The organism is Burkholderia sp. RF4-BP95, from assembly GCF_001521985.1.
Lineage (GTDB): Bacteria > Pseudomonadota > Gammaproteobacteria > Burkholderiales > Burkholderiaceae > Burkholderia > Burkholderia diffusa.
Map to the genome: position 1 here is coordinate 153,443 of NZ_LOSX01000016.1, position 15,490 is coordinate 168,932.

A 15,490-nucleotide genomic window follows, 5' to 3' on the forward strand; every position below is an offset into this window, starting at 1 on the left:
CTGAATTCCGTATTCGTAAGTGGCGTGAGGCCGGGCCGGGCGTCATGCCCGGCCGCGCGGATTTAGATGTCCGCTTCGACGTCGTTGCCCTTTTCCTCGAGCCAGCCGCGCCGCGCGGCTGCCTCGCCCTTGCCCATCAGCATCGTCATGCGCGCGACGGTCGCCTCGTAGTCGAGTTCGCCGAGCTTCACCGGCATCAGGCGGCGCGTGTCGGGGTTCATCGTCGTGTCCCACAACTGCTCCGCGCTCATTTCGCCGAGACCCTTGAAGCGGCTGATGCTCCACTGCGTTTCGCGCACGCCGTCCTTGCGCAGCTTGTCGAGCGTCGCCTCGAGTTCGCCTTCGTCGAGCGCATAGAGCTTCTGCGCGGGCTTCTTGCCGCGCGCGGGCGCATCGACGCGGAACAGCGGCGGCCGCGCGACATGCACGTGACCGCGCTCGATCAGCTGCGGGAAATGCTTGAAGAACAGCGTGAGCAGCAGCACCTGGATGTGCGAGCCGTCGACGTCCGCGTCCGACAGGATGCAGATCTTGCCGTAGCGCAGGTTCGACAGGTCGACGGTGTCGTCGGGGCTGTGCGGATCGACGCCGATCGCGACCGAGATGTCGTGCACCTCGTTGTTCGCGAACAGGCGGTCACGCTCGGTTTCCCATGTGTTCAGCACCTTGCCGCGCAGCGGCAGGATCGCCTGGTATTCCTTGTCGCGGCCCATCTTCGCGGAACCGCCCGCCGAGTCGCCCTCGACGAGGAACAGTTCGTTGCGCGCGATATCTTCCGTCTCGCAGTCGGTCAGCTTGCCCGGCAGCACCGCGACGCCCGAGCTCTTGCGCTTCTCGACCTTCTGGCCGGCGCGCGTGCGCGCCTGCGCCTGCTTGATCACCAGTTCGGCGAGCTTCTTGCCGTGCTCGACGTGCTGGTTCAGCCACAATTCGAGCGCCGGACGCGAGAACGACGATACGAGCTTCACCGCGTCGCGGCTGTTCAGACGCTCCTTGATCTGCCCCTGGAACTGCGGATCGAGCACCTTCGCGGACAGCACGAACGACACGCGCGCGAACACGTCTTCCGCGAGCAGCTTCACGCCCTTCGGCTGCAGGTTGTGCAGTTCGACGAAGCTCTTGACCGCCTGGTAGAGACCGTCGCGCAGGCCCGACTCGTGCGTGCCGCCGGCCGGCGTCGGGATCAGGTTCACGTACGACTCGCGCACGAGCGATCCTTCCTCGCTCCAGGCGACGACCCACGACGCGCCTTCCCCTTCGGCGAAGGTTTCGTCGGTCGAACGCGCATCGGCGAAGCGCTCGCCTTCGAACAGCGGAATCAGCAGCTCGCTGCCGTTCATCTCGTCGAGCAGATAGCCGCGCAGGCCGTCCTCGTACTTCCACGCCTGACGCTCGCCGGTCTTCTCGTTGACGAGCACGACCTCGACGCCCGGCAGCAGCACGGCCTTCGAGCGCAGCAGACGCTGCAGCTCGCCGAGCGGCAGGTTCGGCGAATCGAAATACTTCGGATTCGGCCAGACCTGCACGCGCGTGCCGGACTTCTTCTCGCCGCGGCCCGCGCCTTGCGTCGCGAGCGGCTTCACGACGTCGCCTTCGGCGAAGCCGAGCTCGGCGATCTTGCCGTCGCGCCAGACCGTCACGTCGAGACGCGTCGCGAGCGCGTTCGTCACCGACACGCCGACGCCGTGCAGGCCGCCCGAGAACGTGTACGCGCCGCCGGCGGCCTTGTCGAACTTGCCGCCCGCGTGCAGGCGCGTGAACACGATCTCGACGACCGGCACGCCCTCTTCGGGGTGCATCCCGAACGGGATGCCGCGGCCGTCGTCCTCGACCGACACCGACTGGTCGGCATGCAGCGTGACCGTGATCTGCTTGCCGTAGCCGCCGAGCGCCTCGTCGGACGCGTTGTCGATGACTTCCTGAATGATGTGCAGCGGATTTTCGGTACGGGTGTACATGCCGGGCCGCTGCTTGACCGGCTCGAGACCCTTGAGCACCTTGATCGATGCTTCGCTATAGGCCGCGCTGGGCTTCTTCGTTGACATAGGCGCTGAATTTCGTCATTCATCGGGACGTTGTCCACACCTCGTGTGGATAACGTCGTGGACAAAACGTTGAGTTCCGTAAAAAAGCGAATCGAAACAACGGTGTGCTTGGACTGCTCCGAAAGCGGGCGCGCGGCGTTCGCTGCGCTGCCCGGGACGCGCGGTATTTTACTGGTTCCGCGTGGCGCGCCGTCGCAAGTTCAATTACACGGCGCACGGGGCGTCAGACCGGCTTGCGCTTTGCCTCGAGCGTCTCCCACCGTTCGAGCGCGGCGAGGAGCTCGTCGTCGATCGCCGCGAACCGTTCGGTCAGGCGCGTGCCTTCCTGCGGATCCTTCGCGAAGATCGAACCGTCCTCCAGCTGCGCGTTGATCGTCTTCTGCTCTTCCTCGAGCGCCGCGATCTTCTCCGGCAGTGCATCGAGTTCGCGCTGCTCGTTGAACGACAGCTTCACCGTGCGCTGTGCGTTGCGGCCGGCCGCGCTTTTCGCCGCGTCTTCCTTGACCGGCGCCGCCTCCTTCACCGCGCGCTTCGCCGCCTCCTGCTGCGCGAGTTGCTGCGAACGCTCGCTCTGGATCTGCCAGTCGGTGAAGCCGCCGACGTATTCGCGCCACTTGCCGTCACCCTCGGCCGCGATCACCGACGTGACGACGTTGTCGAGGAACGCGCGATCGTGGCTGACGAGCAGCACCGTGCCGTCGTAGTCGGCCAGCAGTTCTTCGAGCAGTTCGAGCGTCGGGATGTCGAGGTCGTTGGTCGGTTCGTCGAGCACCAGCACGTTGGCCGGCCGCGCGAACAGGCGCGCGAGCAGCAGCCGGTTGCGCTCACCGCCCGACAGCGACTTCACCGGCGAGCGTGCGCGCTCCGGCGCGAACAGGAAGTCGCCGAGATAGCTCATCACGTGCTTGCGCACGCCGCCGATCTCGACCCATTCGCTACCGGGGCTGATCGTGTCGGCCAGGCTCTTTTCCTGGTCGAGCTGCGCGCGCATCTGGTCGAAATAGGCGACCTGCAGGTTCGTGCCGGTGCGCACCGTGCCCGCGTCGGGCTTCAGTTCGCCGAGGATCAGCTTGAGCAGCGTGGTCTTGCCGGCGCCGTTCGGGCCGACGAAACCGATCTTGTCGCCGCGCATGACCGTCGTCGAGAAGGTGTCGACGACCGTGCGATCGCCGTAGCGCTTCGTCACGTCCGTCAACTCCGCGACGATCTTGCCCGACTTCTCGCCCTGCGCGACGTCGAGCTTCACGTTGCCCTGCGAATTGCGGCGCTCCGCGCGCTCGTTGCGCATCTGCACGAGCCGCGCGATGCGCCCGACGCTGCGCGTGCGGCGCGCCTCGACGCCCTTGCGGATCCACACTTCTTCCTGCGCGAGCAGCTTGTCGAACTTCTCGTTTTCCACGCGCTCGACTTCGAGCTGCTGCGCCTTGCGCGTCTGATACGCGGAGAAATTGCCCGGATACGACAGCAGCCGGCCGCGGTCGAGCTCGACGATGCGCGTCGCGACGCGGTCGAGGAACGCGCGATCGTGGGTGATGAACAGCAGGCCCGCGCGCTGCGCGACGAGCAGTTCTTCCAGCCAGCGGATGCCGTCGAAGTCGAGGTGGTTGGTCGGTTCGTCGAGCAGCAACACGTCGGGCTGGAGCACGAGCGCGCGCGCCAGCGCGACACGCTTCTGCATCCCGCCCGACAGCGCGTCGACCTGCGCGTCGCCGTCCGTCAGGCCGATCTGCGCGAGCGTCATCGACACGCGCGTACGCCAGTTCCATGCATCGTGGGCATCGAGCGACGACTGCAGCGCGTTCATCCGCGCGAGCAACGCGTCGTGCTCGGCGCCTTCGGGCGTCTCCGCGAGGCGGTGCGCGATCGAATCGTATTCTTCGAGCACTTCGCGCGTGTGCGTGAGCCCCGACGCGACGGCATCGAACACGGTCGCGCCCGGTTCGAATTCGGGCTCCTGCGGCACGTAGACGGTCACGAGCTCCTGCTGGCGCGTGATCAGCCCGTCGTCGGGCTTCGCCAGCCCGGCGACGATCTTCAGCAGCGACGACTTGCCCGCGCCGTTGCGACCGATCAGGCCGACGCGCTCGCCGGCCTCCAGCGAGAAATCCGCGTGATCGAGCAACGCGACGTGACCGAACGCGAGTTGCGCGCCGGTAATGGAATAAAGCGACATGGGGAGACGGCGAAGAGAGAAATCGGAAGCGCCCATTGTACCGGTGGCGGACGCCTGCGCCGGGATGGCCGGACGGACTAGGCCGGTGCGCGGTTCATTTCGTGCCGCGGCGGCATGACGGCGCGCCCGGCGGACGGGGCCGGCATGCGATGCGGCGATGTTGCGCAGCCCCCGCGGCGGGCATCCGGCCGCAGCTTCCCGGCCGGGTGCCTGCATGCGGGCGGTGCGATTACTTCACGTTGACCGAGATCGTCGAGCTCAGTTCGGGACCGTACGAGCGGTGCGCGCCGTCGCCGAGTTGCAGCGTCAGCGTGTGCTGGCCGGGCGGCAGCGTCACGTCGGTTTCGGTCTGGCCCTTGCCGAAATGCAGCGAATGGTCCGTCGCGGGGATCACGTCGCCCTTCGGCACCGGCTTGCCGTCGATCAGCAGGTGATGGTGGCCCGTATCCGGCGTCATGTCGCCGGCCGGCTTGAGCCCCATGCCTTCGAGGCCGAACTTCACGTGCACGGGGCTCGACACCGTCGCGCCGTCCTTCGGCTCGACGAAGAACACGCGCGCCTCGGCACGCGCGAGCGTCGACACGGCCAGCGCCGCGACACATACCGCACCCGCGATCCACTTCTTGTTGAGCATCGTTTCCTCCTTCAGATTGAAAGGCTCACGAAGCATACACTGCGTGCGCGGCCCGCGCGATGACGTCCGTTGTTCGCGATGCGCACGTTTAAAACGACGTTGCAGAGGCGTTCGGCGAAATTCCGGTACCATTGCGCCTTTCGTCCGCCGGCCACGCCGCGGACGGCATCACAGATTTTCATCATTCCGAGCACCACATGAGCGAAGTAACCGAATACCAGAGCTGGGTCTGCCTGATTTGCGGGTGGGTCTACAACGAAGCGGAAGGCCTGCCCGACGAGGGCATCCCCGCCGGCACCCGTTTCGCCGACATTCCCGCCGACTGGCGCTGCCCGCTGTGCGACGTGGGCAAGGAAGATTTCGTCGTCGTCGATTTCTGATTCGGGCTTCCGGACACGATCGAGCGCGCGCGGCGCGCATCGGCACGCATTCCGTCCGCCGATGCGCCGCGCGTTTGCTATACTCTGCGCGCTGTCCACATCGCCGTCCCGTTCGCGTCTTCTGTGCGTGAAACTGCGGACATGGCTCTCCCCGTAGTTCAATGGATAGAACAAGCGCCTCCTAAGCGCTAGATACAGGTTCGATTCCTGTCGGGGGGACCAACAATTTCCCGATTTTCCGCCCTGTTCCAAACCCGCGTCGCCCGCATTTGCTGCATCCGGGCGCTGGGTCGTGCACGTGCCCACCTAGTCGCTGCTCGGCCGCAACCACCTCCATCGGGCTTTGCCACGACGCCCACCCGCCTTCCGGCCTCACCGCCCCGTCACTGCATCAACCCCGTCCTGACCTGCGGCAGCAGACTCGCATTCGCGCCCGTCACGGCAAACGTCCCCGTCGGCGACGCCCCGGCCGGCAGCACCAGCAGACTGCCGTCCCCGAGCCGATTCGCATCGACGACGATCTGGTTCGCCGCGCAACCATTCGTCAACAACCAGACCGGCAAGCCGGCAATCGACGAGAACGTGTTGCCCGTCACACTGAACGAACAGACGTTCCCGTACGCCCGGAAACCCGCATAGCCGGAGCCCGACACGCGGTTGTCCGCCACCGTGACGTCCGACACGGTTCCCGACCACGTATCCAGCTCGATCGCGGCCTGCTGCGTCGGCTGCAGCCCGTTGTTCACGTTCGCGTTCTGGATGTTGGTCACGGTATTGCCCTTGATGACGACGTTCGAAGACCCGTAGGTTTTCCAGCTGTCTTCCTGCGCGACCAGAATCCCCGCCGCCTTCTCGACGCCGTCGACCGTATTGCTCGAGATCGTTACCGCCTGCCCGCCGACGACGGTGATGCCGCGCCCCCACGCGTTGCCCGACACCGCGTTATGGTCGATCAGCACGTTGTTGCTCAGGCGGCCGTCGCCGAGATAGCTGACCACGGCGATCAGATCGTCGCCGGTGCCGGCCACCGTATTGTTCTGCACCAGCACGTTGGCCGAACCGTAAGTCGTATGGATGCCGTCGGCCAGCGTCGCCCGCACGGTATTGCCCACGATCGCGATACCGTTGCCGCCGAACACGAAGATCCCGGCGCTCGCGCCGCCCTGGATCGTCACGCCGAGCACCTGGACGTCCGAGCCCGTCACCTCGACTTTCGTCGACTCGGGCGTCGTGAGGCGCGTCGTGCCGGTGCCGGCCAGCGTCACGCCGACGAGCGTCGAACCGGCACCGCGCATCTCGATCGTCTGGTCGGCCGGATTCGTGGCGGCCAGCGTCGCGCCGTATCCGGAAATCACCGCCTGGGGCGCCGTCACGGCAAGCGAATGCCCGACGACGTAGCGTCCCGGTGCGATGACCAGGCGTTGGCCGGCACGCAGGCTGTCGAATGCCTTCTGCAACGCGTCGGCCTGGTCGCTGCCGTCGGCGGCCGGGAAGACCGTCACATCGGCGACGGGAATGGGCGTGGTGCCATTGGAGGGCTGACGCGTTGCACCGGACGCCGTACCGGTCGCCCCGGCGGTCGACACAGGGCTGCCGGAATTCGTCGATGAAGCCGATGCGCCGGATGCAGGACCGGCAGGTGCGATGGACGATGTCGATGTGCCCGCAACGGTCTGCGTACCTGCGGCAGCGTTGTCGTCACCGCCGCCACATGCGGCAAGATAAAGGCAGAGCGCGGCAAACGTCGCCCGATCGACTGTACGCATACGAAGTTCCGCTAGCCCAAATTGGCGTCATCGTAAGTACGCTTGATCACTTTGTAAATGAATTCCACATTTCACCTGTGAAATATTTCGTTATCCTCTTTCATTCATCGCCGCGTCGTCACGACGGCATGCGACACGCGATCGCACCCTGACCGAGCGCAGTCGACATGTACCGGAGATTACGTAGAATCCCGAACCTTCATCTGCACACGGACCTCGACCATGATTCGAACACTCGCGGCCTTGGCCATGTTTTCGGCGCTGATCTGCACGGCGAATGCCGCCGATGTCGCAAGCGCGACCGGCAAACGCTGATCGCGATGCGCGAGCAGACGGTCACCGCGTTACGCGCGCGCCTTGGCGAAGACGTGGTAACCGGCGAACTCACCGCGCACGCGAACCTCGATGCGATCGGGCGCTTCTACGTGACGCTGCAACAAGGGATGTCGATTCAGACGCGCTACGGCGCGAGCCGTCGCGATCTGGAGGTGGCCGCGCAAACCGCGCTGGCCGCATGGCCGGCGCTCGCGGACGCGAGCGGCGGATAACGTAACGGGCTCCGGAGAGAAACCCGCAAGACCGCGCGGTCATGCAGCGGCAAGCACCCCGCATGACCGCGCCGGTCGGTGCGTTACTGCGTGACGGCGTGCTGCACGTCCTTCGACGCATGCCACACGCGGTAGCGCACGTCGAAACCGTCCGGTACGTATACGACGAGCGGCAGGCGGCTGTTGTAGCGCAGCAGCTGGCCGTCACCGCGCACCTGCACGAAGCGCTGCTGCGGCGCCTGGCCGGGGCAGGCCATCAGCGTCGATGCCGGCCCCTTCACGTCGGTCAGCCGGTAATACGTATAGCCCCAGCCCTTCACGTCCTCGGCGCTCAGCTCGCCGCCGAACCATTGCTGGTTGCAGTCGGTCTGCAGCGTCTTGCCGATCATCAGCTCGACGCGCGCGTCGCCTTCGTTCTCGAGCGCGGGCAGCGCGATCACCGCGCGCTGCTGGCCAGCCGCCGGCTGCGGGAACATCTTGATCGATTCTGCCGACACGGCGGGCGCCGATGCGGGCCCGGCCGCGCAGGCGGCGGCAGCGGTCGTCACGCAAAAGGCGGCCAGGACGGCCCGGATCGCGAATTTCATCGATGTGCTCCTGATAAACAAAATAGGCCCCGATGCTAACACTTTCGTCGCACGACCTTACGAGGCTGTAATTTGACGACACAATTGCAAACAGCCGGCAATCCCCGCGCGCGGTACTTATAGGGGAACCAACGGAGATCATCATGCTCAAGCTCATTGCCGCCGCCGGCGTCGCCACGCTGCTGGCCGGGTGCGTCGTCGGGCCGGACGCCGGATACGGATACGGCTACGGACCGACCTACTATTCCGATCCGGGCTATGCGTACGGCCCGGCCTACGCACCGTCGCCCGTGTACGGCACGGTCAACATCTGGGGCGGTGGCGGCGGGCGCGACTGGGACCGCGACCGCCGCGGCTGGGATCGCGGACGCGACGGCTGGAATCGTGACCGCGGCGGCTGGGACCGCGACCGCGGCGAGCGCGCCCGTCATGGCGGCTGGGGCCGCGGCGACGGACGTCGCGCCGACTGGAACGACGGCGGCGGGAACGGCCAAGGCAACGGCGGCGGCCATCGCCACTGACGCAATTGCAACCGTTTGTATCCGCACACGGTTCACACCAGACCGAAACGAACCGATAGACGACCGCCAAAACACGAAGGCCCTCGCATCACTGCGAGGGCCTTTTGTCGTCCGCCCTGCCGGGAGTCCGGCAACGCCGGCGATGCAGCGCCGAGCCTGCCCACTCGTCAGACGCGCGCCCGCTTACCACCCGGCCGGCCGCGCATAGCCGCCCGACACCGGCGCGCCGCACACGTACGGGCGCTGATAGCGGTCGTAGCAGTAGTCCGGGCCGTCGTCCTGGTACTGCGCCTGCTGATAGGTCGGATAAGCCGGCTGCTGGTAAGCCGGTGCCTGGTAGTACGTCGGCGGCTGATAGGCCGGTGCCTGATACACCGGCGCCTGATACGCGACGGGCGGATTCATCGCCGACGTCACGATCGCGCCGAGCACCGCGCCGCCGATCAGTGCGCCGATGATGGCGCCCCCGTCGCGGCCATGCGCGGACGCCGGGCCCGCCACGGCGAGCGAACCGGCGAGGACACACACTGCGGCAATTCTTTTCATGATGGACTCCCACGCGAAGTGGTACTTGATGCGATGCATTGTGGCTGCGCACGGCCGTAATAGATGCAGCAAGTGGTAACGCGCCATTACGCGTATCACGCACACCGAAACGCGGCACCGCCGTGCTACGATTTTCGGCACACAGGAGACGCCTTCATGCAGCCCGAAACCGCCCGCCGTTTCGATACCGAATTCGCGCCGCGCATTGCGCAGGCGATCGCCGCCTACTTCGCCGACCACGTGCTGACCGGCGTCGTCCCATACGGCGGGCACGGGCAACCGACGCGCGTGCAGATCCGCAGCGCGCCGCACGAACACGTGAGCGGCTTCGCGCATCCGCTGAACCTCGAGCTGACCTGGGACACCGACGAGATCGAACGACTGATGGCACCCGACGGGCCCGCGCGATTCGAGCACTACCTGAGCGCGCTGCCGAGGAAACTGAGCGCATGGCAGGGCGCGCGCGACATCGATCTCGCGTCGCGCACGCAGGCCGACCCGCTCGTGCGGCTCGGCGGCCTCGACTTCGAAGGCTGAGCGCACGCCCCGGCCGCCGGCCGGACGCTGGCGGCGTCGCGCGAAACGGTCCGGTGATACACTCGACCGGTCCCGCTCCGGCGCCGCCAGGCTGACCGGACCGTTCACCGCCGCCACCACCCGCGAGCATGGTTGCGCACGCAACCGGCATCCGGGCACGCGGACAATCACGCCTTCTCCCGTCATGAACGCCGATACCGGCCTGCCGCTTCCGCAACGCTACTGGGCAATCGTCTGCGTCGCACTGGGCATCACGCTCGCCGTGCTCGACGGCGCCATCGCGAACGTCGCGCTGCCGACGATCGCGCGCGACCTGCACGCGTCCGATGCCGCGTCGATCTGGATCGTCAACGCGTACCAGCTCGCGGTCACGATCACGCTGCTGCCGCTCGCGTCGCTCGGCGAACGCGTCGGCTATCGCCGCATCTACATCGCCGGGCTTGCGCTCTTCACCGCGGCGTCGCTCGGCTGCGCGCTCGCCGGCTCGCTGCCCGTGCTCGCCGTGATGCGCGTGATACAGGGGTTCGGTGCAGCCGGCATCATGAGCGTGAACGCCGCGCTCGTGCGGATGATCTACCCGTCGTCGATGCTCGGGCGCGGGCTGTCGATCAACGCGATGGTGGTCGCGCTGTCGTCGGCGATCGGCCCGACGGTGGCATCGGCAATCCTGTCGGTCGCGTCGTGGCCCTGGCTGTTCGCGGTCAACGTGCCGATCGGCATCGCCGCGGTGTTCGGCAGCCTCCGGGCGCTGCCGGCCAACCCGCTGCACGACGCGCCGTACGACTTCCCGAGCGCGCTGATGAACGCATGCGTGTTCGGCCTGCTCATCATGGCCGTCGACGGGCTCGGTCACGGCGAAAGCCACGCGTACGTCGCAGGCGAACTGGCGATCGCGTTCGCCGTCGGCTACTTCTTCGTGAAGCGGCAGCTGTCGCAGCCGGCGCCGCTGCTGCCGGTCGATCTGATGCGCATCCCGATGTTCGCGCTGTCGATCTGCACGTCGGTTGCGTCGTTCACGTCGCAGATGCTCGCGTTCGTCGCGCTGCCGTTCTGGCTGCAGCATTCGCTCGGGTTCTCGCAGGTCGAAACCGGCCTCTACATGACGCCGTGGCCGCTCGTGATCGTATTCGCCGCGCCGCTTGCCGGCGTGCTGTCGGATCGCTACTCGGCCGGCATCCTCGGCGGAATCGGGCTCGCGCTGTTCGCGGCCGGGCTGCTGTCGCTCGCGACGATCGGCGCGCATCCGGGCACCGTCGACATCGTGTGGCGGATGGCGCTGTGCGGCGCAGGTTTCGGGTTGTTCCAGTCGCCGAACAATCGCGCGATGTTGTCGTCGGCGCCGCGCGAGCGCAGCGGCGGCGCGGGCGGGATGCTGAGCACGGCACGCCTGACGGGCCAGACGCTCGGGGCCGCGCTCGTCGCACTGATTTTCGGGCTGGCCCCCGACCGCGGGCCGACGATCGCGCTCTATGTCGCCACGGTGTTCGCGGCGCTCGCGGCGGTGGTCAGCATGCTGCGCATCGCGTCGCCGCGCCCCGACGCGACGACCTGACGCCGCCGCGCGCGGCGCCCGCCGGTCACGCGGCGTCGAGCGCGTCCATCACGAAACGCACGCGCGCCTTCACGCTCACGCACGGCAGCTCGATCAGCCGATACCCGTAGGCCGTATAGCAATCGACCATCGCGTCGTAGGTGCGCACTGCCTCGGCGAAATCCTGCCGGCGCTCGGTGTCCCGCGTGTAGATGTCGGGCCACGGCGGCGCGATGAACACGCGCCGGTGATAACGGAAGCGCCGCGCCGCGGCCTCCGCATGCGCGGGCACCGCGAGGCCCGTCAGACGCAAGTAGCCGATCACGTCCGGCACGCCGCGGTCGAAGAACACGGGCCCGCGCGCGCCTCGTGCGAGATGATACGAACGCATCTCCCAGTTCAGCATCTGCTCGGCAAACGCGGCCCGGTCGCGCCAGGGCAGCGCCGGACCGTCGATCGCCATCTGGTCGCGGATCACACCACGCCCGGCCTCGTGCGAGCGCGCGAAACCGCAACGCTCGAGCGCATCGAGCAGCGTGCTCTTGCCGGAGCCTGGGCCGCCCGTGACGACGAAGAAGCGGGCGGACGCCGCCTCCGCGCCGCCCTCCTCCATGCGCTCAGACATGCACGGCTCGCCGGCCCGCGCGCTGCGTGACCGACGCGGCCGCCGCGACGCTGCGCAGGTCGGCGACGAACGTATCGCGCCAGACCGACAGATTGTTCTCGCGCAGGCGCGCGAGGTTCTCTTCGTGACGCGCCTGCCGCTCGGCGAGCGGCATCGACAGCGCGCGCTCGAGCGCGTCGGCCATCTGCGACAGGTCGTAAGGATTGACGAGCAGCGCGCCGGTCAGCTCGGCCGCCGCGCCCGCGAACTCCGACAGCACGAGCACGCCCGGATCGGCCGGATCCTGCGACGCGACGTATTCCTTCGCGACGAGATTCATCCCGTCGCGCAGCGGCGTCACGTAGCCGACCTGCGACATCCGGAAGAACGCCATCAGCAGATTGCGCTCGTACTTGCGGTTCAGGTACTGGATCGGCGTCCAGTCGAGCTGCGAGAAGCGGCCGTTGATGCGGCCGGCCTCGCCTTCGAGCGTTTCGCGAATGCGCTGGTAGGTCTGCACGTCGGAGCGCGTCGGCGGCGCGATCTGCACGAGCGACACGCGCCCCTGCCAGCCCGGCGCGTTGGCGAGCATCCGCTCGAACGACTGGAAGCGTTCGACGAGCCCCTTCGAATAGTCGAGCCGGTCGACGCTCATCACGAGCTTGCGGCCGGCGAGCGCATCGCGCAGCATCTTCACCGGCTTGCGCGAGCCGTACTGGACGGCCGCCTCGGCGATCGCATCCGGATGCACGCCGATCGGATAGGCGGCGACCTTCACGACGCGGCCGTGCGCATGCAGCATCCCGTCGTCGCTCGCCGCGCCGATGCCGCGCCGCTCGATGTAGTCGGTGAACGCCTGCTTGTCGGCATCGGTCTGGAAACCCGCGATGTCGTATGCGCACATGAACTTCACGAGTTCCTCGTTCGGCGGCACGACGCGCAGCATGTCGGGCGACGGAAACGGGATGTGCAGGAAGAAGCCGATCGGGTTCTTCACGCCGAGTTCGCGCAGGCAATGCGCGAACGGCAGCAGGTGATAGTCGTGCACCCAGATCAGGTCGTCGGGCCGCAGCAGCGCGGCGAGCTGCTTCGCGAGCATCGCGTTCACGCGCAAATAGCCGGCATACTCCTGCCGGTCGAAGCGCGCGAGATCGCCGCGGTAGTGGAACACCGGCCACAGCGTCGCGTTCGAGAAGCCGCGGTAGTACTGATCGTAATCGCGCCGGGTCAGCCCGAGCGTCGCATACGTGACGTTGCCGTCCCGCTGGATCGCGGGTGCGGCGTCGGGCGTACCGACGATCTCGCCATTCCAGCCGAACCAGACGCCACCGGTTTCCTTCAGCGCGTCCATCACGCCGACCGCGAGGCCACCTGCGCTCGGGCGCGTGTCCTCGCCGGCGGCGACACGGTTCGATACCACGATCAATCTGCTCATGCGGCTTCCCCTCCTCGATTCGATTGGATGACGCGCGGCGCGCGCCAAGGCAGACGCGACGGCCCGAAGGCGGTCGCGCGGCGATTCAGATGTGAGCGATGCAACAAAGAGCGCAATGAAATGCGGCGGCGGAATGCAACGGCGACGGCATCAGGCGTCCTGCTCCCGGCCGAGGTCGCGTTGATAGTCGAGCCCTTCCGGGCGTGCGCCGCCCTGGTTGTGATCGCCGTCGGATGGCGTCTCGTCGGGCGCGCCGGCCGGCGCGTCGGTCTGCGGACGCGGGCGCTCGGCACCCGCATCGGGCGGCCGGGAAGAAAACCGTTTCGAACGGCGCATGGCTGGGTGTCTCATATGCAACGCGGCTCGGGGCCGTCGTAGAAACATTCCATAACAAAACAGTCTAGGTGCCTTGCTCGCATGCCACGGTAACAATTGCCTTCAATTTGTAACGTTTCGACCCCCGCTCAGCCAACTGTCCGACAATAGCGCCGCGCGTACGCGCGCGAGCCGTCGCCCGCCGATTTGTCAAAGCTTTGCAATTTTCCTATGACAATTGCGAAACAATGACGCGGCATGGGGCGCGCATGCGCCGCCGCTCACCCAGACAGGACTTGCACTCAGGGATGAACATTCGTTTCGAACCGCCGCGTCGGGCCATGCCGGCGCGCATCGTGCTGGCCGCGATCGCCACGGCCACACTGCTGTCCGGCTGCAACTCGCTGTACAGCGAAGGCGCGACTGCTGGCGCCGGTATCGCGGGCGCCGCGATTGCCTCCAAGGTCACCAGCAACGCCGCCGTCGCGACGGGCATCGGCCTCGGCGCCGTCGCCGGCGCGCGTGCGGGCGTGCAGTACACGCAGCGGGTTGCGCACCGCTACACGCAGGAGCAGATCGCGAAAGCGGCCGGCCCGCTCGACGTCGGCGGCGTCGCGCCGTGGACGACCCACCACTCGTTCCCGATCGAGGACGACGAACAGGGCCGCGTGACGGTCAGCCGGATGATCAGCATCGGCCCGCTCGACTGCAAGGAAATCGTGTTCGCGGTCGACACGCCCGCGAAGGCCGACAAGGCCGCCGAATCGGCGTTCTACGTCGCCACGATCTGCCGCGACGGCCCCGTGTGGAAATGGGCGTCGGCGGAACCCGCGACCGAACGCTGGGGCGCGCTGCAATGAGCGTCGCGATCCGTATCGCGGCGATCGGCACGCTGTGCGCGGCCAGCGCCGCGCTGTCGGGCTGCGGCTCGGTCGGCGCGGCGAGCGGCGCGCTCGCCGGCGCGGCGACGGGCCTCGTCACCGCGAACCCGGCCGTGGGCGTCGGTGTCGGGATCGCCGTGCAGGCGGCGACCGACGAGGCCGTCAACCGCACGATGAAGCAGCTCCATCAGAATCAGCAGGACGCGATCGCGAAGGCGGCGGGCAGTCTGGCCGTCGGCGAAGCGAAGCCGTGGAAGGTGAAGAACACGCTGCCGCTCGAAAACGGCGAAGGCGAGGTGCGCGTCACGCGTGCGTACTCGACGGCGCTCGCGCTGTGCAAGGAATTCGCGTTCTCGGTGAAGGACGGCGACAAGGCCGACTGGTATTTCGCGAATGCGTGCCAGCAAGGCACGCACTGGAAGTGGGCGTCGGCCGAACCGGCCGTCGACCGCTGGGGCAACCTGCAGTAACGAGGCGAGGCGCGGCGCCCGACACGCGCGGCGCATGCGAATGCCGGGCCCTGCGGCCCGGCGCGATGGTTCAGGACTCGACGTCCTCGAGACTGAAGATTTCGGTCTGGTCGTTGTACGAGAAGATCTCGCCGTAACGGCCCCAGTCGATCACCGCGTCGAGCGTTTCCTCCGCCGCACCGTCCGACAGAAAATCCTCCAGCTCCTGCTCGAAGCGCACGCGCGGCGCGCGATGGCCCGGGCGCTCGTTCAATACCTTCTTGATCCGCGCGGCGAGCGGCACGTGCTTCAGCAGATGATCCGCGAACATCAGCTTGCGCTCCTGCGTACCGAATTCCGCGAACACGCGCCCCGGCGGCGTCAGGAACACGTCACCTTCGCGCACGTCGGCGAAGCCGAGGTATTGCAGCACTTCGGCGATCGGGAACAGGTCGTCGACCTCCAGATGCAGCGTGCGCGCGATTTCCGGCATGTCGGCGCGGCCGTGGTACGGCGCCATCGCGAGCGTCTCGATCAG

The 15,490-nt window shown here is 67.3% G+C and carries 16 protein-coding genes, 1 tRNA gene and 1 pseudogene; 8 read left to right on the forward strand and 10 right to left on the reverse strand.

The features are described from left to right. Positions 1 to 62 precede the first annotated feature (62 nt). The 3 genes from WS46_RS04635 to WS46_RS04645 form a co-directional block, all read right to left on the reverse strand. Positions 63 to 2,045 (reverse strand): DNA topoisomerase IV subunit B, encoded by a 1,983-nt coding sequence (locus tag WS46_RS04635; protein ID WP_059527399.1) that lies wholly within the window; start codon positions 2,043 to 2,045, stop codon positions 63 to 65. Positions 2,046 to 2,268: 223 nt separating this feature from the next. Further along, positions 2,269 to 4,254, reverse strand: coding sequence for an ATP-binding cassette domain-containing protein (locus WS46_RS04640; protein WP_179949124.1), 1,986 nt, complete (start codon positions 4,252 to 4,254; stop codon positions 2,269 to 2,271). A gap of 193 nt (positions 4,255 to 4,447) precedes the next feature. Further along, positions 4,448 to 4,852, reverse strand: coding sequence for a DUF4399 domain-containing protein (locus tag WS46_RS04645; protein WP_059528288.1), 405 nt, complete (start codon positions 4,850 to 4,852; stop codon positions 4,448 to 4,450). Between the two features lie 197 nt (positions 4,853 to 5,049). Between WS46_RS04645 and WS46_RS04650 the strand changes: the two genes are divergently transcribed. Then, on the forward strand, positions 5,050 to 5,232 hold the full coding sequence (locus tag WS46_RS04650) for a rubredoxin (RefSeq protein ID WP_006478164.1): 183 nt from the start codon (positions 5,050 to 5,052) through the stop codon (positions 5,230 to 5,232). 147 nt (positions 5,233 to 5,379) lie between these two features. Further along, a tRNA-Arg gene (locus tag WS46_RS04655) sits at positions 5,380 to 5,454 on the forward strand. Between the two features lie 161 nt (positions 5,455 to 5,615). Here the strand turns inward: WS46_RS04655 and WS46_RS04660 are convergent. After that, positions 5,616 to 6,878: a right-handed parallel beta-helix repeat-containing protein gene (locus WS46_RS04660; RefSeq protein ID WP_373558354.1), complete on the reverse strand. Its 1,263-nt coding sequence runs from the start codon at positions 6,876 to 6,878 to the stop codon at positions 5,616 to 5,618. Between the two features lie 422 nt (positions 6,879 to 7,300). Between WS46_RS04660 and WS46_RS04665 the strand changes: the two are divergent. Further along, positions 7,301 to 7,546: pseudogene (locus WS46_RS04665) on the forward strand (TetR/AcrR family transcriptional regulator); the annotation flags it as partial. A gap of 83 nt (positions 7,547 to 7,629) precedes the next feature. On the opposite strand, the gene eco reads toward WS46_RS04665, so the two are convergent. Then, positions 7,630 to 8,133 (reverse strand): serine protease inhibitor ecotin, encoded by a 504-nt coding sequence (gene eco, locus WS46_RS04670; protein WP_059689437.1) that lies wholly within the window; start codon positions 8,131 to 8,133, stop codon positions 7,630 to 7,632. A gap of 143 nt (positions 8,134 to 8,276) precedes the next feature. On the opposite strand from eco, the gene WS46_RS04675 reads away from it, so the two are divergent. Continuing rightward, a complete protein-coding gene (locus WS46_RS04675; RefSeq protein ID WP_059527437.1) occupies positions 8,277 to 8,654 on the forward strand; it encodes a hypothetical protein in 378 nt (125 codons plus the stop codon). A gap of 183 nt (positions 8,655 to 8,837) precedes the next feature. On the opposite strand, the gene WS46_RS04680 is transcribed toward WS46_RS04675, so the two are convergent. Then, positions 8,838 to 9,239 (reverse strand): hypothetical protein, encoded by a 402-nt coding sequence (locus WS46_RS04680; RefSeq protein WP_059689438.1) that lies wholly within the window; start codon positions 9,237 to 9,239, stop codon positions 8,838 to 8,840. 117 nt (positions 9,240 to 9,356) lie between these two features. On the opposite strand from WS46_RS04680, the gene WS46_RS04685 reads away from it, so the two are divergent. Further along, on the forward strand, positions 9,357 to 9,737 hold the full coding sequence (locus WS46_RS04685) for a DUF5594 family protein (protein ID WP_059527440.1): 381 nt from the start codon (positions 9,357 to 9,359) through the stop codon (positions 9,735 to 9,737). Between the two features lie 184 nt (positions 9,738 to 9,921). Beyond that, positions 9,922 to 11,289, forward strand: a complete 1,368-nt coding sequence (locus WS46_RS04690) for an MFS transporter (RefSeq protein ID WP_059689439.1) — start codon at positions 9,922 to 9,924, stop codon at positions 11,287 to 11,289. A 25-nt stretch (positions 11,290 to 11,314) separates the two neighbouring features. On the opposite strand, the gene WS46_RS04695 is transcribed toward WS46_RS04690, so the two are convergent. The 3 genes from WS46_RS04695 to WS46_RS04705 all read right to left on the reverse strand — a co-directional run bounded on the left by WS46_RS04695 (position 11,315) and on the right by WS46_RS04705 (position 13,643). Beyond that, the gene (locus WS46_RS04695) at positions 11,315 to 11,893 is read right to left on the reverse strand and encodes an AAA family ATPase (protein WP_059527446.1); all 579 of its coding nucleotides are present in this window, start codon (positions 11,891 to 11,893) and stop codon (positions 11,315 to 11,317) included. Further along, positions 11,886 to 13,307 (reverse strand): alpha,alpha-trehalose-phosphate synthase (UDP-forming), encoded by a 1,422-nt coding sequence (otsA, locus tag WS46_RS04700; protein WP_059527449.1) that lies wholly within the window; start codon positions 13,305 to 13,307, stop codon positions 11,886 to 11,888. Before otsA ends, WS46_RS04695 begins: the two co-directional genes overlap by 8 nt. Before the next feature lie 150 nt (positions 13,308 to 13,457). Then, entirely contained in the window at positions 13,458 to 13,643 is a 186-nt protein-coding gene (locus tag WS46_RS04705) for a hypothetical protein (protein WP_059689440.1), read from the reverse strand. 248 nt (positions 13,644 to 13,891) lie between these two features. On the opposite strand from WS46_RS04705, the gene WS46_RS04710 reads away from it, so the two are divergent. Further along, complete coding sequence (locus WS46_RS04710; RefSeq protein WP_223962547.1) at positions 13,892 to 14,482, forward strand: hypothetical protein; 591 nt, start codon at positions 13,892 to 13,894, stop codon at positions 14,480 to 14,482. Then, entirely contained in the window at positions 14,479 to 14,973 is a 495-nt protein-coding gene (locus WS46_RS04715) for a hypothetical protein (protein WP_059689442.1), read from the forward strand. The genes WS46_RS04710 and WS46_RS04715 overlap by 4 nt, the downstream gene beginning before the upstream one ends. Positions 14,974 to 15,043: 70 nt before the next feature. On the opposite strand, the gene WS46_RS04720 is transcribed toward WS46_RS04715, so the two are convergent. Next, positions 15,044 to 15,490 (reverse strand): AAA-associated domain-containing protein (locus WS46_RS04720; RefSeq protein WP_179949125.1); only part of this gene is annotated, 447 nt, incomplete at its 5' end.